Source organism: Isoptericola sp. F-RaC21 (assembly GCF_038593535.1).
GTDB lineage: Bacteria > Actinomycetota > Actinomycetes > Actinomycetales > Cellulomonadaceae > Isoptericola.
Genome location: NZ_JBCFYX010000003.1, coordinates 432,511 through 456,765, shown reverse-complemented (window position 1 = coordinate 456,765; position 24,255 = coordinate 432,511). Strand labels below are relative to the sequence as shown.

19 protein-coding genes are annotated in these 24,255 nt (G+C 73.6%); 3 read left to right on the top strand and 16 right to left on the bottom strand.

Annotated features, from left to right (window positions below; translation table 11 throughout):
• Positions 1-8: 8 nt before the first annotated feature.
• The 7 genes from AAG589_RS12630 to AAG589_RS12600 all read right to left on the bottom strand — a co-directional run bounded on the left by AAG589_RS12630 (position 9) and on the right by AAG589_RS12600 (position 10,174).
• Positions 9-464: an Lrp/AsnC family transcriptional regulator gene (locus AAG589_RS12630; RefSeq protein ID WP_430567597.1), complete on the bottom strand. Its 456-nt coding sequence runs from the start codon at positions 462-464 to the stop codon at positions 9-11.
• A 16-nt stretch (positions 465-480) separates the two neighbouring features.
• A complete protein-coding gene (locus AAG589_RS12625; RefSeq protein ID WP_430567596.1) occupies positions 481-2,337 on the bottom strand; it encodes an ABC-F family ATP-binding cassette domain-containing protein in 1,857 nt (618 codons plus the stop codon).
• Between the two features lie 124 nt (positions 2,338-2,461).
• On the bottom strand, positions 2,462-5,530 hold the full coding sequence (locus AAG589_RS12620; RefSeq protein WP_430567595.1) for an alpha-mannosidase: 3,069 nt from the start codon (positions 5,528-5,530) through the stop codon (positions 2,462-2,464).
• A gap of 56 nt (positions 5,531-5,586) precedes the next feature.
• Positions 5,587-6,501: a carbohydrate ABC transporter permease gene (locus AAG589_RS12615; RefSeq protein ID WP_430567594.1), complete on the bottom strand. Its 915-nt coding sequence runs from the start codon at positions 6,499-6,501 to the stop codon at positions 5,587-5,589.
• Positions 6,501-7,337, bottom strand: a complete 837-nt coding sequence (locus tag AAG589_RS12610) for a carbohydrate ABC transporter permease (protein ID WP_430568023.1) — start codon at positions 7,335-7,337, stop codon at positions 6,501-6,503. Before AAG589_RS12610 ends, AAG589_RS12615 begins: the two co-directional genes overlap by 1 nt.
• Positions 7,338-7,431: 94 nt before the next feature.
• Complete coding sequence (locus AAG589_RS12605; protein ID WP_430567593.1) at positions 7,432-8,790, bottom strand: ABC transporter substrate-binding protein; 1,359 nt, start codon at positions 8,788-8,790, stop codon at positions 7,432-7,434.
• 136 nt (positions 8,791-8,926) lie between these two features.
• Complete coding sequence (locus tag AAG589_RS12600; protein WP_430567592.1) at positions 8,927-10,174, bottom strand: ROK family transcriptional regulator; 1,248 nt, start codon at positions 10,172-10,174, stop codon at positions 8,927-8,929.
• Between the two features lie 145 nt (positions 10,175-10,319).
• Here AAG589_RS12600 and AAG589_RS12595 point away from each other — a divergent pair, with 145 nt between their 5' ends.
• Complete coding sequence (locus tag AAG589_RS12595; RefSeq protein ID WP_430567591.1) at positions 10,320-11,315, top strand: acetylxylan esterase; 996 nt, start codon at positions 10,320-10,322, stop codon at positions 11,313-11,315.
• Between the two features lie 276 nt (positions 11,316-11,591).
• Here the strand turns inward: AAG589_RS12595 and AAG589_RS12590 are convergent, their stop codons facing one another.
• From AAG589_RS12590 to AAG589_RS12555, 8 genes are all read right to left on the bottom strand, one after another.
• Complete coding sequence (locus AAG589_RS12590) at positions 11,592-12,539, bottom strand: 4-(cytidine 5'-diphospho)-2-C-methyl-D-erythritol kinase (RefSeq protein WP_430567590.1); 948 nt, start codon at positions 12,537-12,539, stop codon at positions 11,592-11,594.
• A complete protein-coding gene (gene rsmA / locus AAG589_RS12585; protein ID WP_430567589.1) occupies positions 12,536-13,408 on the bottom strand; it encodes a 16S rRNA (adenine(1518)-N(6)/adenine(1519)-N(6))-dimethyltransferase RsmA in 873 nt (290 codons plus the stop codon). The genes AAG589_RS12590 and rsmA overlap by 4 nt, the downstream gene beginning before the upstream one ends.
• Positions 13,409-13,427: 19 nt before the next feature.
• Complete coding sequence (locus AAG589_RS12580; protein WP_430567588.1) at positions 13,428-14,825, bottom strand: aggregation-promoting factor C-terminal-like domain-containing protein; 1,398 nt, start codon at positions 14,823-14,825, stop codon at positions 13,428-13,430.
• 398 nt (positions 14,826-15,223) lie between these two features.
• Positions 15,224-16,543 carry a transglycosylase family protein gene (locus AAG589_RS12575; RefSeq protein WP_430567587.1) on the bottom strand — a complete coding sequence of 440 codons (1,320 nt, stop codon included), beginning with the start codon at positions 16,541-16,543 and terminating at the stop codon, positions 15,224-15,226.
• Between the two features lie 170 nt (positions 16,544-16,713).
• Positions 16,714-17,931, bottom strand: a complete 1,218-nt coding sequence (locus AAG589_RS12570) for an aggregation-promoting factor C-terminal-like domain-containing protein (RefSeq protein ID WP_430567586.1) — start codon at positions 17,929-17,931, stop codon at positions 16,714-16,716.
• A gap of 61 nt (positions 17,932-17,992) precedes the next feature.
• Positions 17,993-18,979 (bottom strand): TatD family hydrolase, encoded by a 987-nt coding sequence (locus AAG589_RS12565; protein ID WP_430567585.1) that lies wholly within the window; start codon positions 18,977-18,979, stop codon positions 17,993-17,995.
• A 2-nt stretch (positions 18,980-18,981) separates the two neighbouring features.
• A complete protein-coding gene (gene metG, locus AAG589_RS12560) occupies positions 18,982-20,604 on the bottom strand; it encodes a methionine--tRNA ligase (RefSeq protein WP_430567584.1) in 1,623 nt (540 codons plus the stop codon).
• Positions 20,605-20,671: 67 nt separating this feature from the next.
• Entirely contained in the window at positions 20,672-21,940 is a 1,269-nt protein-coding gene (locus tag AAG589_RS12555; protein WP_430567583.1) for a PQQ-dependent sugar dehydrogenase, read from the bottom strand.
• 400 nt (positions 21,941-22,340) lie between these two features.
• Between AAG589_RS12555 and AAG589_RS12550 the strand changes: the two genes are divergently transcribed.
• Together AAG589_RS12550 and AAG589_RS12545 are read left to right on the top strand one after the other, a co-directional pair.
• Positions 22,341-22,571 (top strand): hypothetical protein, encoded by a 231-nt coding sequence (locus AAG589_RS12550; protein WP_430567582.1) that lies wholly within the window; start codon positions 22,341-22,343, stop codon positions 22,569-22,571.
• Positions 22,572-22,599: 28 nt separating this feature from the next.
• The gene (locus AAG589_RS12545; RefSeq protein WP_430567581.1) at positions 22,600-23,193 is read left to right on the top strand and encodes an isochorismatase family protein; all 594 of its coding nucleotides are present in this window, start codon (positions 22,600-22,602) and stop codon (positions 23,191-23,193) included.
• Positions 23,194-23,336: 143 nt separating this feature from the next.
• Here AAG589_RS12545 and rsmI read toward each other — a convergent pair whose 3' ends face one another.
• Positions 23,337-24,242, bottom strand: a complete 906-nt coding sequence (gene rsmI, locus AAG589_RS12540) for a 16S rRNA (cytidine(1402)-2'-O)-methyltransferase (RefSeq protein WP_430567580.1) — start codon at positions 24,240-24,242, stop codon at positions 23,337-23,339.
• Positions 24,243-24,255: the final 13 nt, after the last annotated feature.

The following is a 24,255-nucleotide window of genomic DNA, read 5'->3' as shown; positions in this document are numbered from 1 at the left end:
AAATCTCGTCAGTGGGCCAGCGGTCGCCCCTCGAAGTAGGTCCGCAGCACCACGGTGGACCGCGTCGACACGCTCGCCTCCCGCCGGATGACACCCAGCAGGTCCTCCAGCGCCGACGGCGAGGACACCCGCACCAGCAGCAGGTAGTTCGCGTTGCCCGCCACGGACCAGCACGCCTCGATGCCCGGCACGTCGCGCAGCCGCTCGGGGGCGTCGTCGGCCTGCGACTGGTCCAGCGGGGTGATCTCCACGTACGCCGCGATGGGCAGCCCCACCGCCTCGGGGTCGACGACGGCGCGGTAGCCCGTGATGACCCGGCGCGCCTCCAGCTTGCGCACCCGCGCCTGCACGGCGGACTGCGACAGCCCCGTCACCCCGGCGAGCGTGGCCAGGGTCGCGCGACCGTCCTCGCGCAGCGCGTGCACGAGCGCCCGGTCGACGTCGTCCAGCACGGTGTCGGTCATGTGTCGGCCATCTCGCTCATCCCGCCACCTCGGCGGACTCCAACCACGCCATCTCGAGCTCCTCCTTCTCGGCGGCGAGCTCCCGGAGGCGCTCGTCGAGGGCCGCCACGGCGGTGTAGTCCGTCGGGTCGGCGGCGATCTGCTCGTGCAGAGTGTTCTCCTCGTCCGCGATCCGAGCCAAACGCCGCTCAATCCGTGAGATTTCCTTCTTGGCGGCCCGCACCTCCGCGGCGGTCGCCCCCGCCGTCGGTCGGGCCTCGGCGGCCCCGCCGCCGCCCTCGGCGGGTGCGACCGGCGGCGCGCCGCCGGCGCCCGCCCGCCGCAGCTCGAGGTACTGCTCCACGCCGCCCGGCAGGTCGCGCAGCGCGCCGTCGCCCAGCAGCGCCCACTGCCGGTCGCAGACGCGTTCCAGCAGGTAGCGGTCGTGCGAGACGACGATCAGCGTGCCCGGCCACCCGTCGAGCAGGTCCTCGACGGCGGCGAGCGTGTCGGTGTCCAGGTCGTTGGTCGGCTCGTCGAGCAGCAGCACGTTGGGCTCCGAGACGAGCAGCCGCAGCAGCTGGAGGCGGCGCCGCTCGCCGCCGGACAGATCGCGCACGATCGTGTGCGCGCGCTCGCGGGTGAAGCCGAGGCGCTCGGTGAGCTGACCGGCGGTGAGCTCCTTGCCGTCGACGACGACGGTGCGCTTCTCGCGGTCGACGACCTGGACGGCGGTGAGGTGCCCGACCTCGTCGAGCTCGCCGACGTCCTGCGTGAGCTCCGCGACGTGCACGGTCTTGCCCCGGCGCACGCGCCCCGCGTCCGGCTCGCGGCGCCCGGCCAGCAGCGACAGCAGCGTCGTCTTGCCCGCGCCGTTCACCCCGACCACGCCGTACCGGTCGCCCGGCCCGAGCCGCCAGGTGACGTCGTCCAGCAGCACCCGCCGCCCCGCCGCGTCGCGCGGGCCCGCCTCGTGCCCGTCCCGCGCCGGCACCGTGACGGTGACGTCCTCGAGGTCCAGCACGTCCTTGCCCAGGCGGCGCGTGGCCATCTGCGTGAGCTCGAGGCTGTCGCGCGGCGGCGGCTCGTCGTCGATGAGCGCGGCGGCGGCGTCGAGCCGGAACTTCGGCTTGGACGTACGCGCCGGGGCGCCCCGCTTGAGCCACGCGAGCTCCTTGCGCAGCAGGTTGTTCCGCTTCTCCGCCGCGGTGGCGGCCTGCCGGGCACGCTCCGCCCGCGCGAGGATGTAGGCGGCATACCCGCCGTCGTACCCGTCGACAGCGCCGGAGCCGTCGCCGCGCACCTCCCAGGTCCGCGAGCACACCGCGTCGAGGAACCAGCGGTCGTGCGTGACGACGACGAGCGCGCCGGTGGCGCCGGGCCGCCCGTAACGCGCCGCCAGGTGCTCGGCCAGCCACGCCACGCCCTCGACGTCGAGATGGTTGGTGGGCTCGTCGAGCAGCAGCACGTCCGGGTCCTCGACGAGCAGCGCCGCGAGCGCGACCCGGCGTCGCTGCCCGCCGGAGAGGGTGGTCGCCGGCTGGTCGAGGTCGAGGTCGGCCAGCAGCCCCGCGTGCACGTTGCGGATGCGGGCGTCCGACGCCCACTCGTGCGTCGCGTCGTCGCCGTGCACGAGGTCGCGGATCGTCGCCCCGTCGTCGTCCACGTCGCGCTGCACGAGCATGCCGAGGCGCGAGCCGCCCACCCGGGTGACGCGCCCGGCGTCGGGAGCCTGCGTGCCCGCGAGCAGGCGCAGCAGGGTCGACTTGCCGGCGCCGTTGGGCCCGACGACGCCGATGCGGTCGCCGTCGTCGAGCCCGAGCGAGACGCCGGAGAGGAGCGTGCGGGTGCCGATGGTCAGCGCGATGCCGTCTGCGCCGAGGAGATGTGCCACCCGACGAGGGTAGTCGCCCGGTTTCGGTGATCGGGCTTGTCGAAAGCCGGCGACCGGGCCCTCCGATGATTGAGCCTGTCGAAATCCAGCGACCGGATTTCGACAGGCTCCACCAGCGGCGGGGTCAGCGGCGCACGCGCAGCGTGACCACCTGGAACGGCGTCAGCTCCAGCAGCACGGCGTCGCCGTCGCGCGCGGGCTCGCCCGCCGCGCCGGCGAACGGGCGCTCGAGCAGGTCGGTCACCTCCACGCCCGTGTGCGCGAACCCCGGCACGACCCGCGCCCGGGCGCGCCCTCCGCGGCTCTCGTACAGCCGCACGACGACGTTGCCGCTGCCGTCCTCGGCGAGCTTGACCGCCTCGACCACCACCGCGTCGTCGTCGACGGTGACCAGCGGCTCGACGCCGTGGTCGCCGGCGACGACGCGCTCGGGCAGGTTGAGCGCGTAGCCGTGGCGGACGGCGTCGTCGATGCCGGCGCCGACGACGAGCTCGCAGGTCAGCTCGTGCTCGCCCTGGTCCGCGTCGGGGTCGGGGAACCTCGGCGCACGCAGCAGCGAGAGCCGCACCGTGGTGCCGCGGGCCCCCTGCGCGTCGGTCGCGTCGTCGGCGCGGGTGCGGGTGATGTCGTGCCCGTAGGTCGAGTCGTTGGCGACGGCCACGCCGAAGCCCGGCTCCCCCACGTGCACCCACCGGTGCGCGACGGTCTCGAACCGCGCGTGGTCCCACGACGTGTTGACGTGCGTGGGCCGGTGCACGTGCCCGAACTGGATCTCCGACGTCGCCCGCTCGGCGCGCACGTCGAGCGGGAACGCGAGCTTGAGCAGCTTCTGCCGCTCGTGCCAGTCGACGCGCGTCGTGATGCGCAGCCCGCGGCCGTCGGCCGCGAGCGCCAGGTCCTGCTCGACCCGCGACGCGCCGAGCTCGCGCAGCACGCGCAGCGCCGGCCCGGACGCGCCGTCGACGACCTCGACCTTGGCGGCGTCGACCAGGTCGGTGGTGCTCCGCCGGTAGTGCTCGTCGATGTCCCACGCCTCCCACTCGTTGGGGACGTCGCGGTGCAGCTGCAGCAGGTTGGCGCGGGCACCCGGCAGGATCGCCTCCCGCCCGCTGGCGCGGTCGACGGCGGAGGTGACGTGGCCGTCGGCGGTCACGACCACGCGCACCAGGGCGTTCTCCAGCACCCAGCCGCCGTCGGGCCCGGGGGTGGGCGCCACCGTGCGCACCCCGCGCGCCGCGTCCAGGACCGTGGCACCGAGCGCCGCGACGCCGTCGCGCGCGAACGGCCCGGCGTTGACGGCCACCGGGCGGTCGCCGTCCCCGACCAGCACCCGCAGCGCGCCGTCGACGATCTCCTCGAGCTCCCGCGCCACCGCGGCGTAGTTCCGCTCCGCCTCGCGGTGCACCCAGGCGATGGACGACCCGGGCAGGATGTCGTGGAACTGCTGCAGCAGCACCGTGCGCCACAGCCGCTGCAGGCGCTCGGCCGGGTACTCGGCGCCGGCCCGCACCGCCGCCGTCGCGGCCCACAGCTCGGCCTCGCGCAGCAGGTGCTCGCTGCGCCGGTTGCCGCGCTTGGTGCGGGCCTGCGAGGTGTAGGTGCCGCGGTGGTACTCGAGGTACATCTCCCCCGTCCACGTGGGCGGGGCGGCGTACTCCGCCCGCGCCGCGTCGAAGAACGACTGCGGGTCGGACAGCTCGACGCGCGGCGAGCCCTCGAGGTCGCGGGTGCGGCGCGCGGCCGCGACCATCTCCCGGGTGGGGCCGCCACCGCCGTCGCCGAAGCCGAACGGGACCAGCGACGTGTTGGCGCGGCCCTTCTCGGCGTACTGCCGCTCGGCCCGGGCCAGCTCCTGCGCCGTCAGCTCCGCGTTGTACGTGTCCACGGGCGGGAAGTGCGTGAACACCCGCGACCCGTCGATGCCCTCCCACCAGAAGGTGTGGTGCGGCATCGTGTTGGTGTCGTTCCACGAGATCTTCTGCGTGAGGAAGTTGTCGCTGCCCGCCAGCCGCGCGAGCTGCGGCAGGGCCGCCGTGTACCCGAAGGAGTCCGGCAGCCACACCTCCTTGGGCTCCACGCCCAGCTCCTCGATGAAGAAGCGCTTGCCGGCCACGAGCTGGCGGGCCAGGGCCTCGCCGCCCGGCATGTTCGTGTCCGACTCGACCCACATGCCGCCCACCGGGACGAACCGCCCCTCGCGCACCCGCTCGCGGATCCGCTCGAACAGCTCCGGGTAGTGCTCCTGCACCCACGCGTACTGCTGGGCCGAGGAGCAGGCGAACGTCACGTCCGGGTCGGAGTCCATGAGGGCCAGCACGTTGGAGAACGTGCGGGCGCACTTGCGGACCGTCTCGCGCGTCGGCCACAGCCAGGCGGAGTCGATGTGCGCGTGGCCGACGGCGTGCACGCGGTGCGCGGACGCCGTGGCCGGGGCGGCCAGCACGGTCGCGAGCGCCGCGCGCCCCGCGGCGGCGGTGCCGGCCACCTCGTCCTGGTCGACGGCGTCGAGCATGTCCTCCAGTGCGCGCAGCACCTCGGCGGCGCGCGGGGTGGTTCCGGGCAGCACGCGCACCAGCCCGTGCAGGGCGCGCACGTCCTGCAGCAGCTCCCAGACCGTCTCGTCGACGAGGGCCACGTGCATGGTGCGCAGGGCGTAGATCGGGGCCTCCCCCGCGGTGTCCCACGCGCCCATCGGGGTCGGGCGCGTCCAGGCGCCGCCCGGCACGTCGGGGTTGGCGGCCGCCTCGACGTAGAGGTCGACGCGGCCGGCGGCGTCGAGCGCCTGCCCGGCGACCAGCGGCACGTGCTGGTTGCGCGGCTCGACGGCCTTGACGATGCGACCGTCGGGGGTCCAGGCGGTGCCCTCGGCCTGGAAGCCAGGGCCGGCACCGGTGAAGCCCAGGTCGACGACGAGCTCGACGCGCGTGCCCTCGGGCGCCGCGTCGCCCGACCACCCGGCCGGGACGTCGCCGGTCACGTGGAACCACGTCGTGTCCCACGGCCGCCCCCACGCGGAGCCGAGCGTGAACGGGGCATACGTGGCGCGCACGGCCTCGGCGAACGGCACCGGCTCCCCGCCGACGGTCCATGCCTCGACGTCGAGCGGCCGGGTCTCGCGCAGGACGGCGGGCTCCAGCCAGTCCTTCACGAAGCGCTCGAGGCGCATGGTGGTGCGGGTGGTGGTGTCGTGCATGGATCAGGCTCCTGGTGACGAGGACGTGGGTCGGGAGGGATCGGAGGTGTGCGTCGTCAGCCCTTGACCGCGCCGGCGAGCGCGAACGAGCCGCCGGAGAGTCGCGAGACGAGCACGTAGAGGCCGACGGCGGGCAGGGCGTAGAGCATCGAGTAGGCCGCGAGCTGGCCGTACGCGACCGAGCCGTACTGGCCGAAGAACGCGAAGATGCTCACGGCGGCCGGCTGCTTCTCCGGCGTCAGCAGCAGCACGAAGGGGACGAAGAAGTTCCCCCACGCCTGGATGAACACGAAGATGAACACGACGGCGATCCCGGGCCGCATGAGCGGCAGCACGATGGTGCGCAGCGTGGTCATGGCCGACGCGCCGTCGGTCCATGCCGCCTCCTCGAGGGAGATCGGCACGGAGTCCATGAAGTTCTTCGTCATCCAGATGGCCATGGGGAGCGAGGTGGCGGCCATGAAGAACGTGGTGCCGGCCAGCGAGTCGAGCAGGTTGAGCCGCACGAACAGCGAGTAGACCGGCACCATCATGGCCGTGATCGGCAGGCAGGTGCCGAACAGCACCGCGTACAGGAACGGCTTGTTGAACCGCATCCGGTACCGCGACAGCGGGTACGCCGCGAGGACGGACGCCATCACGGTGATGACGCCGGTGCCCGCGGACAGCAGGAAGGCGTTGCCGAGGGGCACCCACGTCTGCTCCGGCGTCATGACGGCCGTGAAGTTCTCCAGCGTGAACGTCTCCGGCAGTCCGACGGCGAGCGTGGCGCTGGGGTCCACCGACGCCAGCACGATCCAGCCGAGGGGCAGCAGGAAGCACAGCCCCACGACGACGAGCACGACGTTCGACAGGACGCGCGCGGCGCGAGGGCCGGGCGCGGCGACCGACGGCGAGGGACGGCGCCGGGAGGGCGGCGCGGCCACGACGTCGGGCACGGGCGAGGAGGCATGGGCGGCGGTCTGGGTCATCAGTCGACCTCCGGCTTCAGGCTGCGGATGTACACGACGGAGAAGACGGCGCCGATGACGAGCATCACGGTGGCGATCGCCGTGCCGTAGCCCACCTGGGCAAACTTGAACGCCTCCTGGTAGGCGAGGATCGGCAGCGTCGAGCTGTCGGTGCCGGGGCCGCCGCCCGTCATCACGTAGATGAGGGTGAACACGGACAGCGTCTGCAGCGTCGTGAGCATGAGGTTGGTCGAGATGCTGCGGCGGATGGTCGGGAGCGTGACCCACACCAGGCGCTGGGCGGCGTTCGCGCCGTCGACGGTCGCGGCCTCCGTGATCTCCGGCGGCACCTCCGCGATCGCGGCGGAGTAGACCATCATCGAGAACGCGGTGCCGCGCCAGATGTTCGCGAGGATGACGGCGAGCATCGGGTACTGGAACAGCCAGTCGGGGCCGGCGATCCCCACACCCGCCAGCAGCGAGTTGAGCGTGCCGTCGGCGTGGAAGAACGCATAGGCGGCGAAGGCGGCGACGATCTCAGGCAGCACCCACGCCGTCACGACGAGCGTCGAGACGACGGCCCGCACGGGCTTGAGCGCGGACCGCATGAGCATCGCCAGGCCCAGCCCGGCCACGTTCTGACCGACCACCGCGGACGCGATGACGAACAGCACCGTGAGCCACAGGGCCTTCGGGAAGTCCGGGTCGCCGAGCAGCGCGACGTAGTTGTCGAGCCCCACCCATTCGGGGGCCAGCGCGTTCGGGCCCGTCAGCGCCGCGTTGGTGAACGAGCCGTAGAACGACCACACGACCGGCCCGAGCATGAACAGCGCGAGCAGGGCGACGGCGGGGAGCATCGGGACGAGGCGGCCGGCGGTGCGGCGCGCGTGCGCGCGCCGCACCGGCGACGGCCACGCCCCGCCGACGGGGGCGAGGGTGGCGGTCACGTCGTCAGCCGTTCGTCGTGTGCTCTTCGCCGACCTGGGCGATCACGGCCTTGTCGTACACGGCCGCCGCCTCCTCGGGGGTCTGCTGCCCGGTCATCACCGACTCCATCGCGACCTGGATCGCGTTGGAGATCTGGGCGTAGTCGGAGGTGGCGGGGCGGAAGTTCGTCACCTCGACGAGGTCGGAGAAGAACGGCACCGTCGGGTTCGCCTCGGAGTACGACGGCTCCTCAGCGACGTCGGTGCGCACCGCGATCTGGCTGTTGTCGATCGCGAACCGCAGCGAGTTCTCCTTGTCGAGCGCGTGTGTCAGCACGTCGAACGCCACGTCGGGGTTCTTCGACCCGGCGCCGATCGCCATCGTCCACCCGCCCGACATGCTCACCGCGCCGGGGGCCTGGCCGTCCTGGGTGGGCATCGCGGCCGTGCCCATGACGTCGGTCCACTCCGGCCAGGGCGCCGTTCCCTCCTCGAGCCACGTGCCGGGCATCCACGAGCCGTCCAGGGAGATGCCGAGCTTGCCCTTCGGGAGCCACTCGGCCGAGACGGTGTTGCCGACGTTCGGGTCGAGCGCCTGCTGCGGCGTCGGGGCGAGGCCCTCGGTGTAGATGGTCCTGATGAAGTCGAGCGAGTCGACGAACTCCTGTGACCCGACCACCCACTTCGAGGAGTCGGTGTCGTAGAGCGTGCCGCCGGTGCCGTACAGCAGCATCTCGAAGCCCTGCATCGTGGAGCCCTCGCCCATCGGCTTGCCCGAGTAGACGTTGAGCGGGATGACGTCCGGGTCGGCCTTCTTGATCGCACGGGCGGCCTCGAGCAGCTCGTCCCAGGTCTTCGGCGCCCAGTCCTCGGGCAGCCCGGCCTTGGCGAGCACCTCCTTGTTGAACCACAGCCCGCGCGTGTCGGTGCCCATGGGGACGCCGTAGGTCTTGCCGTCGTCGCCCAGCCCGGCCTGCTTGGCCTGGTCGACGAACTGGCCCCAGTCGTCCCAGTCGGCGAGGTAGTCGTCCATCGGCAGCAGGTACCCGGCCTCGACGTCCGACTTGATCATGAACGTGTCCTCGTACATGAGGTCGGGCGCCGTCCCGGGCGACCGGTTCATCAGGGCGAGCTTGGTGAAGTAGTCGTTCTGGCTCGCCTCGATGGGCACGAGCTCGATGGTGACGTCCGGGTTCTCCTTCTCGTACTCGGCCTTGACGTCCTTGAACAGCTCGTCGGCCTGGGTGAAGTTCCCGAACTTCTGGTACGCGATCTTGATCGTCGCGTCCCCGCTGCTGCCCTCACCGTCCGAGCCGCAGGCTCCGAGGGTCAGGACGAGCGCCGTGACCGCGGTCCCCGCGGCGAGGTGTCGTGCCAGTCGCATGCTGCTCCTTTGCCCACATGAGTGGCCCGACGACGCCGGGCCGGCTGACGCGAATTACTCAACCGAATTGAGTTATTCCTGTCAAGGCTCCGCACCCGGCGGTTCGGGGTCGATCTCGCGCGGTCGTCGCCCGGGGCTACGGCCGGGCGACAGCTCGCGCCGCCACGCCGCCGACGAGGCCGGACGGCCGCGGCGTGAACAGCCCGTCGAGCACCAGGCTCGCCGCCCCCACCGCCCCGACGTGGTCACCGACGGCGGAGCCCAGCACCTCGACGGCGTGCACCTCGCGCAGGGTCGCCTGCAGCGTGAGCTCCCGTCGCACGACGGGCAGGTAGTGCGGGGCCAGCCGCGCCCACGCCGGGCCGCCGAAGACCACGACCCCCGCGTCCACGAGGTCGGCCACCACCGTGATCCCGCGCGCGACCCGCTGCGCGGAGGTCGCGAGGATCCCCGCAGCGACCGCGTCGCCGTCCGCCGCGGCCCGGCACAGCGTGGTGAGGGCCGCGTCGAGCTCGGCGGGCGTCGACGCCGGCGTGCCCGCGGGCAGCACCCCGCCGCCGACGGCCTCGGCCACCAGCGTCGCAGGGGCGGCGGAGATGCCGATGCACCCCCGCTGACCGCAGCCGCAGAGCGGGCCGTCGTCGTCCACCATCAGGTGGCCCACCTCGCCGGCGTTGCTCGACGATCCCGCGAGGAGCTCGCCGTCGTGCGCCACCGCCACGGCGACGCCGAAGCCGGTGTAGAAGAAGAGGGACGTGCCGCGCAGCATCCGGTTGCCGCGCCACAGCTCCGCCACCATCGCCGCGGACACGTCCTTGTCCAGCACGACGTCGAGCCCCGTCGCGGCAGCGATGAGGTCGCGCACCGGGACCTCCCCCCAGCCGTCCAGGAGCGGCGGGCGGATCACGGTGCCCGCGGCGAGGTCCACCGGACCCGGCGCCGCCACCCCGAGACCGAGCACGGCCGAGCGGTCGACGCCGGCCCGCTCGAGCATCGCGGCGGCCGCGGCCGCGACCACCTCGGCCACCGCCTCGGGCCCGGTCGGCGTCGGCTCGACGACCTTCTCCACCGTGCGGCCGTCGAGGTCCACGAGCACCGACGTCACCACCACCGGGTCGATGTGCACGCCCAGCGCGAACGCGCCCTGCGGCTCGAGGTAGAGCATCGTGCGAGGCTTGCCGCGACCCTCCGCCCGGCGCTCCCCCTCGACGACGTACCCCAGCGCGATGAGCCGCGCCACGATGTTCGACACCGCCTGGAGCGACAGCCCGGTGCTCGCCGCGAGCTCGCTGCGGCTCGTGCCGTCGGACGCCCGCCGCACCTGGTCGAGCACGACCATCTGGTTGAAGTCGCCCACCCGCGGCAGGTTGGTCCCTCGTCGCACCGTGTCCTCACCTCGCCCGTCCGACTGGTCGCAGCGTAGACGTCCAGCGCGGGGAAACGTTCTCCACGGCCGACTGCCGGGCCGCTACAGTGCAGCCCGACGCCGCATCGCTGCGTGACGTGCCGCAGGAGTCCCGGAGGAACCGATGGCCCAGTTCGACCTGCCCGTGCCCGAGCTCGAGGCCTACGTGCCCGAGATCGACGAGCCCGCCGACTTCGACGAGTTCTGGTCCGCCACGCTCGTCGAGTCCCGCGCGCACGACGACGCCCCGACGCTCGAGCGCGCGGACACCGGCCTCACGGAGCTCGCGGTGGACGACGTGACGTTCCCCGGCTTCGACGGGCAGCCGGTCAAGGCGTGGTTGACCCGACCCGCACGGCACGACGCCGCGGTCGACGGCCCGCTGCCCGCCGTCGTGGAGTTCGTCGGCTACGGCGGCGGCCGCGGCTTGGCGCACGACCACCTGGGCCTCGCCGCCGCGGGGTACGCGCACCTCGTCATGGACACCCGCGGGCAGGGGTCGGGCTGGGGCCACGGCGGCGACACCCCCGACCCCGTGGGTAGCGGCCCGGCGTCCCCCGGCTTCATGACGCGCGGCGTGCTCGACCCGCACGACCACTACTACCGGCGCGTCTTCACCGACGGGGTACGCGCCGTGGACGCTGTGCGGCGCGTCGAGGGGATCGACCCCGCGCGCGTCGCCGTCGCCGGCACGAGCCAGGGCGGCGGCATCGCGATCGCCGTCGCCGGCCTGGTGCCCGACGTCGCCGCCGCCGTCCCGAACGTGCCGTTCCTGTGCCACTACCGCCGCGCCGTGCAGATCTCCGACGCCTTCCCGTACGGCGAGATCACGCAGTACCTGTCCGTGCACCGCGAGCACGAGGACGCCGTCTGGCGCACGTTCTCCTACCTGGACGGCGTCTCGTTCGCGCGCCGCGCCCGCGCGGCCGCCCTGTTCTCGACCGCCCTGCGCGACGACGTCTGCCCGCCGTCCACGGTGTACGCCGCCTACAACCAGTGGGGTGCCCACGGCGAGACGGCACCCGACACGGCGATCGACGTCTACCCCTACAACCGCCACGAGGGCGGCCAGGGCTACCGCTTCGCGCCCACCCTCGCCTGGCTGGCCAAGCACCTCTGACGCCGCAGTCTCGCGAGGTAGTCCGCCGTCTCGCGAGGTAGTTCGAGATCCCGCGAGGTAGTTCAGAGCCCGGCGAGGTAGTTCAGAGCCCGGCGAGGTAGTCAGGAAGTCGGCGAGGTAGTTCGAGACCTGACGAGGTAGTTCGTTCGGGCCCAGTCTGCACGGGTAGCCGTGAAGCTCGAACTACCTCGCGGGATCTCGGACTACCTCGGCCGAGCTCGAACTACCTCGGCAGATCTCGAACTACCTCGCGGGGATCCGGGACTACCTCGGCGCTCAGGGCAGGAGGCGGGCGCCGTGCGCGGGGCCGGAGGTGCACCACACGGAGTCGGCGGCGCCCTCGGCGGTCCACGACGCGGCGATGGCCAACGCGTGCTGGCGCGATCGTGCGAGCGCGGCGACGGTGGGCCCGGAGCCGGAGACGAACGCGCCCAGCGCACCGGCCTCGTGCGCGACGGCGATGGTGCGCTCCAGCTCCGGCCGCAGCGAGAGCGCCGCGGCCTGGAGATCGTTGTGCAGTGCCCTCCCGAGGGCGTGCGCGTCGCCGGCCCGCAGCGCCTGCATGAGCGCCGTGTCCTCCGCGAGGCCGGGGTCGTCGACCGCACCGCTGCCGCCCGGGCCGGCCAGCTCGTCGAAGCGGCCGTAGACGGCGGGCGTGGACAGGCCCTCGGCCTGGGCGGCGAAGACCCAGTGGAACTCCCCGCGGGTCATGGCGGGCGTCAGCAGGTGGCCGCGCCCCGTCCCGACGGCGGTGTGCCCCAGCAGGGCGAAGGGGACGTCCGACCCCAGCTCCGCCGCGAGCGACGTCAGGTCCTCGCGGCTCAGGCCCGTCTGCCAGAGCGCGTCGCAGGCGACCAGCGTGGCCGCGGCGTCCGCCGACCCGCCCGCCATGCCGCCGGCCACGGGCACGCCCTTGGCCAGGTGCAGCGCGACGTCCGGCGCCGTGCCGACCCGGGCGGCCAGCGCCTCGGCCGCTCGCCAGGCGAGGTTCGTCCCGTCGACCGGCACGAGGTCGGCCTGCGGGCCGTCCACGGTGATCGTCACGCCGGCACCCTCCGGCACCTGCGTGGCGGTCACCTCCTCGTAGAGGGCCACGGCCTGGAAGATCGTCGACAGCGGGTGGTAGCCGTCGTCCTGCACCGCGCCGACGCGCAGCGACAGGTTGACCTTGCCGGGCGCGTGCACGCGGACCGACGGCGAGGGGGCGGCGGCGAGATGCGTCACGCGTCCACCGTGCCTGCCGCGACGGGAAGCTGCTCGGCGATCCGCGCGAAGTCTCCGACCTCGAGCCGCTCGCCCCGCAGCCCGGGGTCGACGCCCGCGGCCCGCAGCGCCTCCTCGGCGGCGGCGCCGGAGCCGAACGTCCCGGACAGGGCGGCGCGCAGCGTCTTGCGGCGCTGGGCGAACGCGGCGTCGACGACGGCGAACACCTGCTCGCGCGTCGCGGTCGTGACCGGGGGCTCGCGCTTCTCGAGCGCCACGAGCGCGGAGTCCACGTTGGGCTCCGGCCAGAACACGTGCCGGCTGACGTTGAGCGACCGGCGCGCCTCGGCGTACCAGGCGGCCTTGACCGACGGCACGCCGTAGGTGCGCGACCCGGGTCCGGCCGCCAGGCGGTCGGCCACCTCGGCCTGCACCATGACGAGCACGCGCTCCAGGGACGGGAACCGCTGCAGGAACGTGAGCAGCACCGGGACGGCCACGTTGTAGGGGAGGTTCGCGACGAGCGCGGTCGGAGGCTCCCCCGGCAGCTCGGTGACCTCGAGGGCGTCGGCGGGCACCACCTCGAAGTCCGCCTCGGGCGCGTGCGCCCGGACCGTCTCGGCGATCTGGCCCGCCAGCACGGGGTCGATCTCGACGGCGACGACGGACGCCCCGGCCTCCAGCAGCCCCAGGGTCAGCGACCCCAGCCCCGGGCCGATCTCGACGACCCGCTCCCCCGGCCGCAGCCCGGCCGCACGCACGATCTTGCGCACCGTGCCGGCGTCGTGCACGAAGTTCTGCCCGAGCTGCTTGGTGGGGCGCACACCGAGGCGCCCTGCCAGCTCGCGGATCTCCGCAGGGCCGAGCAGGGCGCCAGGGGTGTTCGTCATGGGTGGGAGTTTATGCGGCTCAGTACCAGCCCACCGACTGCGAGTGGCCCCACGCGCCGCACGGCGTGCCGTACACGTCGGCGATGTAGCCGAGGCCCCACTCGATCTGCGTGGCGGGGTTGGACTGCCAGTCGGAACCGGCCGAGGCCATCTTCGAGCCGGGCAGCGACTGCGGGATGCCGTAGGCGCCGGACGACGGGTTGGACGCCGAGGCGCTCCAGCCCGACTCCTTGGTCCACAGCGACTCGAGGCAGGACCACTCGGAGCCGGTCCAGCCGCGGGCGGCGGCCATCTGCTTGCCGATCGACCGGGTCGAGCCGGAGTAGGTCGGCGTCTTCGGCTCGGGCTCCGGGCGCTTCTTGGTGCCCTTCACCAGCACGCCCGTCACGGGCTTGGTGGTGACCTCGTCCGACACCTTGGTCTTCTTCACGACCTTGCCGTCGATCGTCGTGACCTGGTGGACGATCGTCCGCTCGCCGTCCTTGCCGCGCTTGGCGACCTTCGGGTCGAGGTCGGAGTACCGGTCGCCCGACTTCTTGGTCGTCGTCTTGTGGTCGACGGCCTGGGTCGTCGTGACCTTCTTGGTCTCGACGCGCTGCACGACGACGGCGACCTGCGGCGCGGCGGCCGTGGCGTCGGCGGCGGGCTGCTCCGCGGCGACCTGCTCGGTCTGCGCGCCGTCCTTGCCGGACGTCGCGGCCTGCTCCGTGGCTGGCTTCTCGACCTTCTTCCCGGCCTGCTTCTTCTCGTCCGCGACGGCGGCGGCGACGTGCTTCTTCACCTCGCCGTTGGCGGCGGCGGTGACGTGCACCCGGTCCTTCGCCCCGAGCTCCACGTCCGCCTCGGCCAGCACGGCGTCGACGTCGTCCGCGCCCTCGACCACGTCGGCCGTGCCGTCGTGCACCACGGCCACGGGGCCGTCGGTGTCGACGTCCACGGGCAGCGAGGCGCGCTCGCCGTCGCGGGAGGCCACGATGCGCACGTCGCCGCCGCGGGCGGTCAGGGTGTCGAGCGCCTCGTCGGCGTCGAGCGCGGTGACCCAGGCGTCGGTGTCCTTGCCGTCCACCTGGAGCGAGAGCTCCTTGCCGGAGCGGACGACGACGTCGGCGCCGTCCTCGAGGTCGGCGCCGGCAGCCGGCGTCACGAGGTCGCGGTCGCCGACGACGACACCCTGGGAGGTGAGCAGGTCGTCGACGGAGCCCGAGTAGGAGGTCACGGTCTTCACGTCGCCGTCCACGTCGAGCGTGACGGTCTTGCGGGCGTCGGCGTAGGCGACGGCACCGCCGGCGACGACGACCGCGGCGGCGGTCGCGGCGGCCAGGAACGGCCAGCGTCGGCGGGTGCGGGTCGTGGCGGGCGCGGTGGTGTCGGCGTCCGGCACGGCGGGCACGGGAGAGTTCTGGGAGGAGCGGGTCACGAGAGTCCAGTCGTCGTGCTGTCCGGGCACGGTCGTCGGGAGCGGGCCTCGACGACCCGTCACGCACCGGGGCGGCGCGGTCGCGCCTCGCTCCCGGCCCCTGCGCCCGAGGGCGCCGAGTACCGACCCACCGATCCGGCGGTCCAGGGCCCGCGTCGCATACACCCGAAGGGCATGTCTCGCACGCGGGACACCCGACCGTAACCGATTCGTTATCGACGACCTAATCCGTAGGCCCCGTCGTGACGAGTCCCACTCGCGGAGGAAGCACGGCGGTCGAGCCTGTCGACACGACGAACCCCCGCTGATCGAGCGTGTCGAAATCCGGTGCGGGTTCCGACACGCTCGGTCAGCGGGGGTTCCGACAAGCTCAACCGCCGCGGCTCAACCCAGCGCGGTCAGAGCAGGCCGAGCTTGGCCGCGCACCCGGGCCACTGGCCCCAGCCGGACTGCGCCTGCAGCTTCTGGGCGATGCGGGTCTGCTCGGCGGCCGAGTTCTCGGACGGGAGGCCGGAGCCGCCCATCGCGTGCCACGTCTCGGCCGAGAACTGGTACAGCCCGTAGTAGCCGTTGCCCGTGTTGGTGGCGGGGTTGCCGCCCGACTCGCACTGCGCGAGGTCGGCCCACACGCCCGCGGGCGCCGAGCCCGTGGCCTGGGAGCTGCTGCTCGACGAGGACGAGGACGAGGACGAGCTCGACGAGGACGAGCTGGAGGAGGACGAGGACGACGTCTCCTTCGGCTCGGGCTCGGGCTCCGGCTCGGGGCGCTCCTTGGTGCCCTCGACGACGACCTCCGTGACCGGCTTGGTCGTCACCTTGTCCGAGAGCTTCTTCTTGGCGACGACGTCGCCGTCCACGGTCTTCACGCGGTACGTGAGCGTGCGCTCGCCGTCCTTGCCCTCCTGGGTGACCTTGCTGCCCAGGTCGGCGTAACGGTCGTCGTCCTTCTCCGTGCGCGACTTGTGGTCGACCGCGACCTTCTTGGTGACCTTCTTGGTCTCGACGCGCTCGATGACGATGCGCACCGCGGGGTCGCCGTCGGCCTTGGCCGCCTGGCTCTCGACGAAGACGTGGTCGTCGGAGTCCACCGTGAGCCCGAGGCCCTGGAGGATCGCGTCGAGCCCCACGGAGCCGTCGTCGACGACCGTCATGGTGCCGTCCGCGACGACGGCGACCGGCTGGTCGGCGTCGAGCTGGAGCGGCAGCGACGCGCGGTCGCCGGAGCGGGAGGCGACGAGGGAGACGTCGGAGCCGCGCGCGTCGAGGCCGCGCAGCGCCTCCTCGGCGTCGAGCGCGGTGACCCAGACGTCGTCGTGCTCGCCGTCGACGTCCACCGTGAGCTCGTGCCCGGAGCGGACCACGACCTGGGAGCCGTCGCGCAGGGCCGCGTCGGTGCCGGGGGTCACGGCGTCGCGCTCGCCCACCTCGACGCCCTGGGCGTCCAGCAGGCCGGCGACGGACCCGGAGAAGGTCTCGACGGTGCGCGTCTCGCCGTCGACGTCGAGCGTCACGCTCTTGCGCGCGTTCTCGTAGGCGGTGGCCGCACCGCCCGCGACGACGAGCGCGCCGGCGGCGAGACCCGCGATGAGCGGGAGCCGACGACGACGCCGCGTGGCGGTCGTCGCGGGGGCGGCCGCCTCGGGCAGCGACTCGGCCGAAGGATGGGGAGTCTCGTTCGAGGGGTTCACACAGGTCCAGTCGTCGTGCGGTCCGGCCACGACGAACGGGTCCCGGCTGGGTGTCGGGTCCGCGGTCGATCCGGTGGCTCCGAAGACCGTAACCGGATCGTGACCATCGGCCAAGCCCGGTTATGGTACGGATGCCCGCGTCTGTCCCCTGCCGTCCGATAAGTCGGGACGAAACGCGTGGCCCGACTCACACCCGTCGGTCAGTACCAGCCCACCGACATCGAGTGGCTCCACGCCCCGCACGGGGTGCCGTACCGGCCGGAGATGTAGCCCAGCCCCCACTCGATCTGCGTCGAGGGGTTGGTGCGCCAGTCGGAGCCGGCGGTCGCCATCTTCGAGCCCGGCAGCGACTGCGGGATGCCGTAGGCGCCGCTGGAGGCGTTCTCGGCGTTCCAGCGCCAGCCCGACTCCTTGTCCCACAGCTTCTCGAGGCAGGCGTACTGGTCGGAGCCCCAGCCGCGCTCGGCGGCCATCGCCTTGCCGATCGCCTTCGCGGAGCCCGGGTCGGGGTTCGCCGTCGACACCTCGAGCGTGCCCACCACGACGACCTCGTCCACCGGCTCGCGCGTCACCTCGCGGTCGACCACCGTGCGCTCCACCTCGGCGCCGTCCAGGGTGCGCACCTCGTACGTCGTGACGCGCTCGCCCGGCACGCCGGCCGTGCGCACCACCTCGTACCCCTTCGGCAGCTCGTCGGACTCGACCTTCTTCGTCTCGAACGGGATGACCTCGGTCTTCCGGTCGGCGTCGGTCTCGCCGCGGCTGACCATGACGACCATCCCGTCGACGGCCGCCGCGCCCAGCGGCACCGACGTGCGGTCGTGCTCGCCGAGTGTGATGCCCGCGCTCGCGAGCACGTCGCGCACCGTGGACTGCGTCGTGCGGATCGGCAGCACCAGGCCGTCCACCGCCACCTGCACGGTCTTCGTCGTCGAGACGCGCACCGGCGTCCGGTCCAGCGGGGCGGTGCGCGACGCCGACGTCACGGCGTCCGCGCCACGCGGCCCGAGCGCCGCCAGCAGCTCGCCCACGGTGTGCGCCGTCGTCGGGAACGTCGAGACCTCGCCGTCGATCTCGACCGTCACGTCGCGGCTCGAGCGGACCACGACCTCGCCGCCGTCCGCGGCCGCCGACGACGCCGTGGGCTGCACCAGGTCGTCCGGGCCGGGGGTGATGTGGTGGTAGCGCAGGACGTCGGCCACCGAGGCGCCGTAGGAGTCGACCGTCGCGACGTGGCCGTCGTAGTCGATCGTCACCGTCTTGTGCACCTGCGTGACCGCGGCCGTGCCGCCGACCAGGGCGACGACCACGGCGCCGTGCACCACGTGCCTGGCCGGACCGGCGAGCGGCCCGCGCCGCGGGGTGGACGAGGGAGCCGTCGACCCGCCCGACGTCTGCTTCGCCCTCGACCTCCGCACGAGCACCAGACCGTAACGGAACCGTGACCAGGGCGGAAGCCCCTTCGTCGTCACCGACCGCTCACCAGGCGCCGTAGACGCGCTCGGACGTCGCCGAGATCGCGCGGCACACCTCGTCCAGCGGACGCTCGAGCACGTCTGCCATCGCGCGCACGGTGTGCGCCGCGACGTACGGCGCGTTCGGCTGCCCGCGGTACGGGTGCGGCGGCAGGTACGGCGCGTCGGTCTCGACCAGCACCAGCTCGAGGGGCACGGCGCGCAGCGCGCCGCGCAGGTGGTCGTTCTTCGGGTACGTGACCGGGCCCGCGAACGAGAGGAACCAGCCGTGCTCGGCGGCGAGCGCGGCCATCTCCTCGTCGCCCGAGTAGCAGTGGAACACCGTGCGCTCGGGGGCGCCGTCCGCGAGCAGGACGTCGATCACCTGCGCGTGCGCGTCCCGGTCGTGGATCTGCAGCGCCAGGCCTAGCTCCTTCGCCAGCGCGACGTGCGCGCGGAACGCCTCGCGCTGCACCGCCTCGCCCTGCGGGCCGGTGCGGAACAGGTCCATGCCCGTCTCGCCGATCGCGCGCACGCGTGGGTGCGCGGCGGCCTCCGCGACGCGGGCGAGCGCGTCGTCGAGCGGGACGCCGTGGTGCGGCGCCGGGTCGGGCTCCAGCCCGTCCGGGCCCACCTCGCGCACGCCCGCGTGCAGCACCGCCTCGTTCGGGTGGATCGCGACGGCACCGAGGACCTTCGCCGGTCGAGCCGGTCGCGACCCGCGGGTTGAGCCTGTCGAAACCCGGGTCTCGACCGGCTCGACCACCGGATGGCTCAGCAGCTCCATGGTCCAGTCGATGCCGGGCAGGTCGCAGCCCACCTGCACGACGCGGTCGACGCCGGCGGCGGCCGCGCGGGCCAGGTGGTCGGCCGCGGTCGGGACGGGCCCGCCGCCGAGCACGCGCTCGTCGAGGACGCCCGCGATCGCGTCCAGGTGCGTGTGGTTGTCGGCGACCGGGACGGGCAGGGGCGCGGGGTCCGCCGGGAACCCGCGCTCGCGCTTGCGCGCCACGATCAGGCGTCGTCGGCGAGACGCGGGAAGAGCGCCGCACCCTTCGTCACGGTCGTGCCCGCGGGCAGGACGCCGAAGCGCGCCGCGCCCGCGACCGGCTGCGCGTCGAGCGCCCCCAGCACGGGCTCCGCGCCCAGCGCGTCCCACAACGCCTGCGCCGCCTTCGGCGTCACCGGGTTGAGCAGCACCGCGAGCGCGCGCAGCGCCTCCGCGGCCGTCACGAGCGACGTCGCCAGCCGCCCGCCGTCCACACCACGTCCGTCGTCGTCCGTCTCGCCCTCCGCCTTGGCGACCTTCCACGGCTGCGTCTCGGTGAGGTACACGTTCGTCGCGTCGACGAGCGTCCACGCCGCGCCGACGGCGTCGTGGATCGCCAGCCGGTCGATGGCGGCCTCGGCGTCGGCCACGGCCTTGGCGGCGACCGCCTCGAGGTTCGTCTCGAGGTCCGTCGCCGGCCCCGGCTTCGGCAGCGTGCCGCCGAAGTACTTGCCGATCATCGCGGCGGTGCGCGACGCCAGGTTGCCGAAGCCGTTGGCCAGCTCGCCGTTGTAGCGGGCGACCATGTCCTCCCAGGAGAACGAGCCGTCGCCGCCGAACGCGATCGTCCGCATGAAGTAGTAGCGGAACGCGTCGGAGCCGAACGTGTCGATGATGTCCGCCGGGGCGATGCCCGTGAGGCGCGACTTGCTCATCTTCTCGCCGCCCACGAGCAGCCAGCCGTGCGCGAACACCTGCTTCGGCAGCGGCAGGCCGGCGGCCAGGAGCATGGCCGGCCAGATGACCGCGTGGAACCGCAGGATGTCCTTGCCGACCAGGTGCACGTCGGCCGGCCAGGTCCGGGCGAACTTCGCCCGCCCCGCCTCGTCGTCGGCCCCGTAGCCGATCGCCGTCGCGTAGTTGAGCAGGGCGTCGAACCACACGTAGAGCACGTGCTTGTCGTCCCACGGGATCGGGATGCCCCAGTCGAACGTGGACCGCGAGATCGACAGGTCCTGCAGGCCCTGCTTGACGAAGCCGATCACCTCGTTGCGGGCGCTGGCCGGCTGCACGAACTCGGGGTGCTCCTCGTAGAGCGCGAGCAGGCGGTCCGCGTAGGCGCTCATGCGGAAGAAGTAGTTCTCCTCCGCGAGCATCTCCACCGGCTTGAGGTGGATGGGGCACAGCTTCTGCCCCTCGTACTCGCCGGTGCCGTCGATCAGGTCGCCCGGGAGCTTGTACTCCTCGCAGCCCACGCAGTACGGGCCCTCGTACGAGCCGGCGTAGATCTCGCCCTTGTCGTACAGGTCCTGCAGGAAGGTCTGGACCGCGGTCTCGTGCCGCTCCTGCGTGGTGCGGATGAAGTCGTCGTTGCGGGCGTCGATGGTCTTCAGCACCGGCTTCCAGGCCGACTCCACGAGGCGGTCCGCCCACTCCTGCGGGCTGACGCCGTTCGCCTCGGCGGTGCGCAGCACCTTCTCGCCGTGCTCGTCCGTCCCGGTGAGGAACCAGACGTCCTCCTGGCGCTGGCGGTGCCAGCGCGTGACGACGTCGGCCGCGACCGTCGTGTACGCGTGCCCGATGTGGGGGGCGTCGTTGACGTAGTAGATCGGCGTCGTCAGGTAGAAGGTCTTCGCGGGCTCCGGCATGGTGCCCATCGTAGTTGCGCGGCGGCACCGGTCTCACGGTGTTTCACGCCGCCGGCCACGGTGGCGCTCACCCCAGGCCGACGCGCACCAGCCGGTCGTCGCCGTCGCGCGGGGAGCCGCGGCCGTCGGTGTTGTTGGTCAGCACCCACAGGCCGTCGCCGTCCCCGCCGCCGGGCTCGACGGGCGCGACGTTGCGCAGCCGGCCCAGCTCGCCCGCGAGCAACGCCTGCGGCTCCCCCAGCGCACGGACGCTGCCGTCGGCGTCGACGGCACCCCTGCTCGGCGCGGCCTCGTCGGTGGGCCCGGCGCCCTCGCTCGCCCCCGACGACGTGTCGCCGAAGGGCACGCGCCACAGCCGCTCGCCGCGCAGCCCCGCGAGGTACACCGCGTCGTCGGTCACGGCCAGGCCGGACGGCGACGCGTCGGACGTCGGCCACCAGGCGACCGGCGCGACCGTGCCGTCGCCCGCGCCGTCGGGCCCCTCGGCCTGCGGCCAGCCGTAGTTGCCGCCCGGCTCGATCTGGTTGAGCTCGTCCCAGGTGTTCTGCCCGAACTCGCTCGCGAACATGCGGCCGGAGCCGTCCCAGCCGAGGCCCTGCACGTTGCGGTGGCCGAGCGTCCAGACAGGCGAGGCGGGGGCGTCGCTGTCGAAGACCGGGTTGCCGGGCGCGGGGTCGCCGTCGGGCGTGACGCGCAGGATCTTGCCGGCGAGCGACGCCCGGTCCTGCGAGGCCTCCCCGTCGCCCGCGTCGCCGGTGCCGACGTAGAGGAACCCGTCGGGCCCGAAGGCGAGGCCGCCGCCGTCGTGGTGCCCGGCGCGCGGGATGCCGTCGAGGACGGTCGTGAGGTCGCCGAGCCGCGTCCCGTCCAGCGCGCCGCGCAGCACCGCGTTGTCGTCGGCGCCGGTGCGGTACACGAACACGTCGCCCGAGGCCGGGTCGCGCGCGACGCCGAGCAGCCCGCCCTCGCCGTCGGGCGTGGTCTGCGCGGCGAGCGCGTCCGCGCCGGGGCCGGTGACGTCCGTCGTCGTGCCGGCGTCCGGGTCCACGACGACCAGGCGGGCGTCGTCGCGCAGGCTGAGCAGCAGCGTGCCGTCCGGCAGGGGGGCGAGGCCCCACGGCACGTCGAGGCCGTCGACGACCGTCTCGACGGTCACCTCCGGCGTCCCGGCCGCGGAGGCGCCGCCGGGCTCCGGGCCGACGGCGCCGGACGGTGCGGACGTCGCCGGCGCCTCGGGGCCGGGCCCGCCGCCGGGAGCCCCGCAGGCGCCGAGCAGGGCCAGGAGCCCCACGACGGGGACGGCGACCGCCGCGGAGCGGCGCGGGTGCCGGGACATGCCCCCATCCTGCTGCTCCGCGCCGCCGCCGTCGACACCGACGCGGACCCGGTGGCATGATCCCCCCAAGCAACGGTCAAGGGAGACTGCGATGTCGTTCACGAGATCGATCACGGAACGCCTGCGCCGCCTGCTCCGGCGGTACGACGAGCCGCAGCTCGAGAGGTCGTGGGCCCCGGCGCCCCAGCCCCTGGCGCAGGAGAGGGACAGGCCCTCGGCCGGCACCATGGCGGTCCAGCCGCTCTACCGTCCCGGTTCACCGAGCGGCGGCTGCTGACTTCCTCGAGCGGCCCGTCCGCACCATCGGCGGTGCCCCGGGAGACCGTCGTCGACACCCCCGGCTTCTGGACCTACTCTTGACACAGGTTTTCCTTGGTGCGGGTCCGGAAAAGGAGTCGTCATGAAGATCAGAGCGATGCTGCGGACCACCTTTCACCGGCGCGAGAAGCTGCCGCCGCTCGACCGCGCCGAGCGCCGCCCGCCCTCCTGGGCCGGCGACCCCCGTCTCGAGCCGGACAGGATGGACATGCACAACCGCCGCTCCGCGGACGTGTTCGGCATGGGAGTCTTCGACGCCGGCGGATTCGGTGACGGCGGGGGCGGCGGCGACAGCGGAGGCGGCGGCAACTGAGCCGCACGTTCGTGGCAGGCTGGGCCGCATGAGCGACGACGTCTTCGCCCCTGTCCGCGCCCTGGTCGTCGTCGACGTCCAGCCGACGTTCTGCGAGGGCGGCGAGCTCGCCGTCGACGGCGGCAACCAGGTCGCCCAGGACGTCGCCGCCTATGCGGCCGCGCACCGCGACCGCTACGAGATCGTCGTGACCACGCAGGACTGGCACGTCGACCCGGGCGACCACTTCAGCGACCACCCGGACTTCGTGGACTCCTGGCCGCCGCACGGCATCGCCGGCACCCCGAACGCCGAGCTGCACCCGGCGCTCGCCGACCTGCACCCCGACGTCTCCGTGAAGAAGGGCCAGTACGCCCACGGCTACTCCGGCTTCGAGGGCACCGACGCCGACGGGCGCACCCTGGAGCAGGCCCTGCGCGACGCGCGCGTCGAGGCCGTCGACGTCGTCGGGCTCGTCGAGTCGCACTGCGTGAAGCGCACCGCGCTCGACGCCGTCGGGCTCGGCCTGGACACGCGCGTGCTCACCGACCTCACCATCCCCGTCAGCCCCGAGCAGGGCGAGCAGGCCCGCGCCGAGCTCGCCGCCGCCGGCGTCGAGCTCACCCCCTCCACCGCGAGGTAGTTCAAGATCCGGCGAGGTAGTCCGAGTCCCCGCGAGGTAGTTCAGATCCCGACGAGGTAGTTCACGGGCCGGCGAGGTTCGAACTACCTCGTGCCTTCGTGAACTACCTCGCGGGGATTCGAACTACCTCGGCAGAGATCGGACTACTTCGCGGCGAGGGCGGCCGCGTAGAGGTCGCGCTTGGGCACCCCGGCAGCGGTGGCGACGTCGGCGACGGCGGCCTTGAGCCGCTCCCCCGCCTGGACGCGGGCCAGGACCTCGGGCACGAGGTCCTCGACGCTGGGCGCCGCTCCTGCGGGTGCGCCGCCGACGACGACGCAGATCTCGCCGCGCAGTCCGTCGCCGGCGGCCGCGCGGGCGTCGGCCTCGGCGACGACGTCCGTGAGCGGGCCGCGGAGCACCTCCTCGTACGTCTTGGTCAGCTCGCGGCAGACGGCGGCGGGACGGTCGGCGCCGAACGCCTCGGCCATCGCGTGCAGCGTGTCGGTGATCCGGTGGGGCGCCTCGAAGAAGACCATGGTGCGCGGCTCGGCCGCGAGCGCCCCGAGCCAGCGCGACCGCTCCCCCGCCTTGCGCGGCACGAACCCCTCGAAGGTGAACCGGTCGGTGGGCAGCCCGGACAGGGCGAGCGCGGTGAGCACGGCCGACGGGCCGGGGGCGGCGGTCACGCGCAGGTCCCGCTCCACGGCGCGGGCCACGACGCGGTAGCCCGGGTCGGACACCGCCGGCATGCCGGCGTCCGACACCACGAGCACGGTGCCGCCGTCGGCGACGACGTCGAGCAGCTCGTCGGCCCGCGCCTCCTCGTTGTGCTCGTGGTACGACGTCACGCGCCCGGCCACGGTCACGCCCAGGCGCGCGGCGAGGGCGTGCAGCCGGCGCGTGTCCTCCGCGGCGACGACGTCCGCCTCCGCGAGCAGCCGCCGCAACCGGGGCGATGCGTCCTCGGCGTTCCCGATGGGCGTCGCCGCGAGCACGACCGCGCCGGCCTCGGCGTGCGGGACGGGGCGGGGTGCGGCCGAGGGCGCGGGGGAAGGCTCGGAGGTCATGGTGACCAGGTTC

Excerpts from the sequence above, each read along its gene's own strand:
- AAG589_RS12630 (WP_430567597.1), bottom strand. The coding sequence starts at position 464 with ATGACCGACACCGTGCTGGACGACGTCGACCGGGCGCTCGTGCACGCG.
- AAG589_RS12620 (WP_430567595.1), bottom strand. The coding sequence starts at position 5,530 with ATGCACGACACCACCACCCGCACCACCATGCGCCTCGAGCGCTTCGTG.
- AAG589_RS12615 (WP_430567594.1), bottom strand. The coding sequence starts at position 6,501 with ATGACCCAGACCGCCGCCCATGCCTCCTCGCCCGTGCCCGACGTCGTG.
- AAG589_RS12610 (WP_430568023.1), bottom strand. The coding sequence starts at position 7,337 with ATGCTCCCCGCCGTCGCCCTGCTCGCGCTGTTCATGCTCGGGCCGGTC.
- AAG589_RS12605 (WP_430567593.1), bottom strand. The coding sequence starts at position 8,790 with ATGCGACTGGCACGACACCTCGCCGCGGGGACCGCGGTCACGGCGCTC.
- AAG589_RS12595 (WP_430567591.1), top strand. The coding sequence starts at position 10,320 with ATGGCCCAGTTCGACCTGCCCGTGCCCGAGCTCGAGGCCTACGTGCCC.
- rsmA (WP_430567589.1), bottom strand. The coding sequence starts at position 13,408 with ATGACGAACACCCCTGGCGCCCTGCTCGGCCCTGCGGAGATCCGCGAG.
- metG (WP_430567584.1), bottom strand. The coding sequence starts at position 20,604 with ATGCCGGAGCCCGCGAAGACCTTCTACCTGACGACGCCGATCTACTAC.
- AAG589_RS12555 (WP_430567583.1), bottom strand. The coding sequence starts at position 21,940 with ATGTCCCGGCACCCGCGCCGCTCCGCGGCGGTCGCCGTCCCCGTCGTG.
- AAG589_RS12550 (WP_430567582.1), top strand. The coding sequence starts at position 22,341 with ATGAAGATCAGAGCGATGCTGCGGACCACCTTTCACCGGCGCGAGAAG.
- AAG589_RS12545 (WP_430567581.1), top strand. The coding sequence starts at position 22,600 with ATGAGCGACGACGTCTTCGCCCCTGTCCGCGCCCTGGTCGTCGTCGAC.
- rsmI (WP_430567580.1), bottom strand. The coding sequence starts at position 24,242 with ATGACCTCCGAGCCTTCCCCCGCGCCCTCGGCCGCACCCCGCCCCGTC.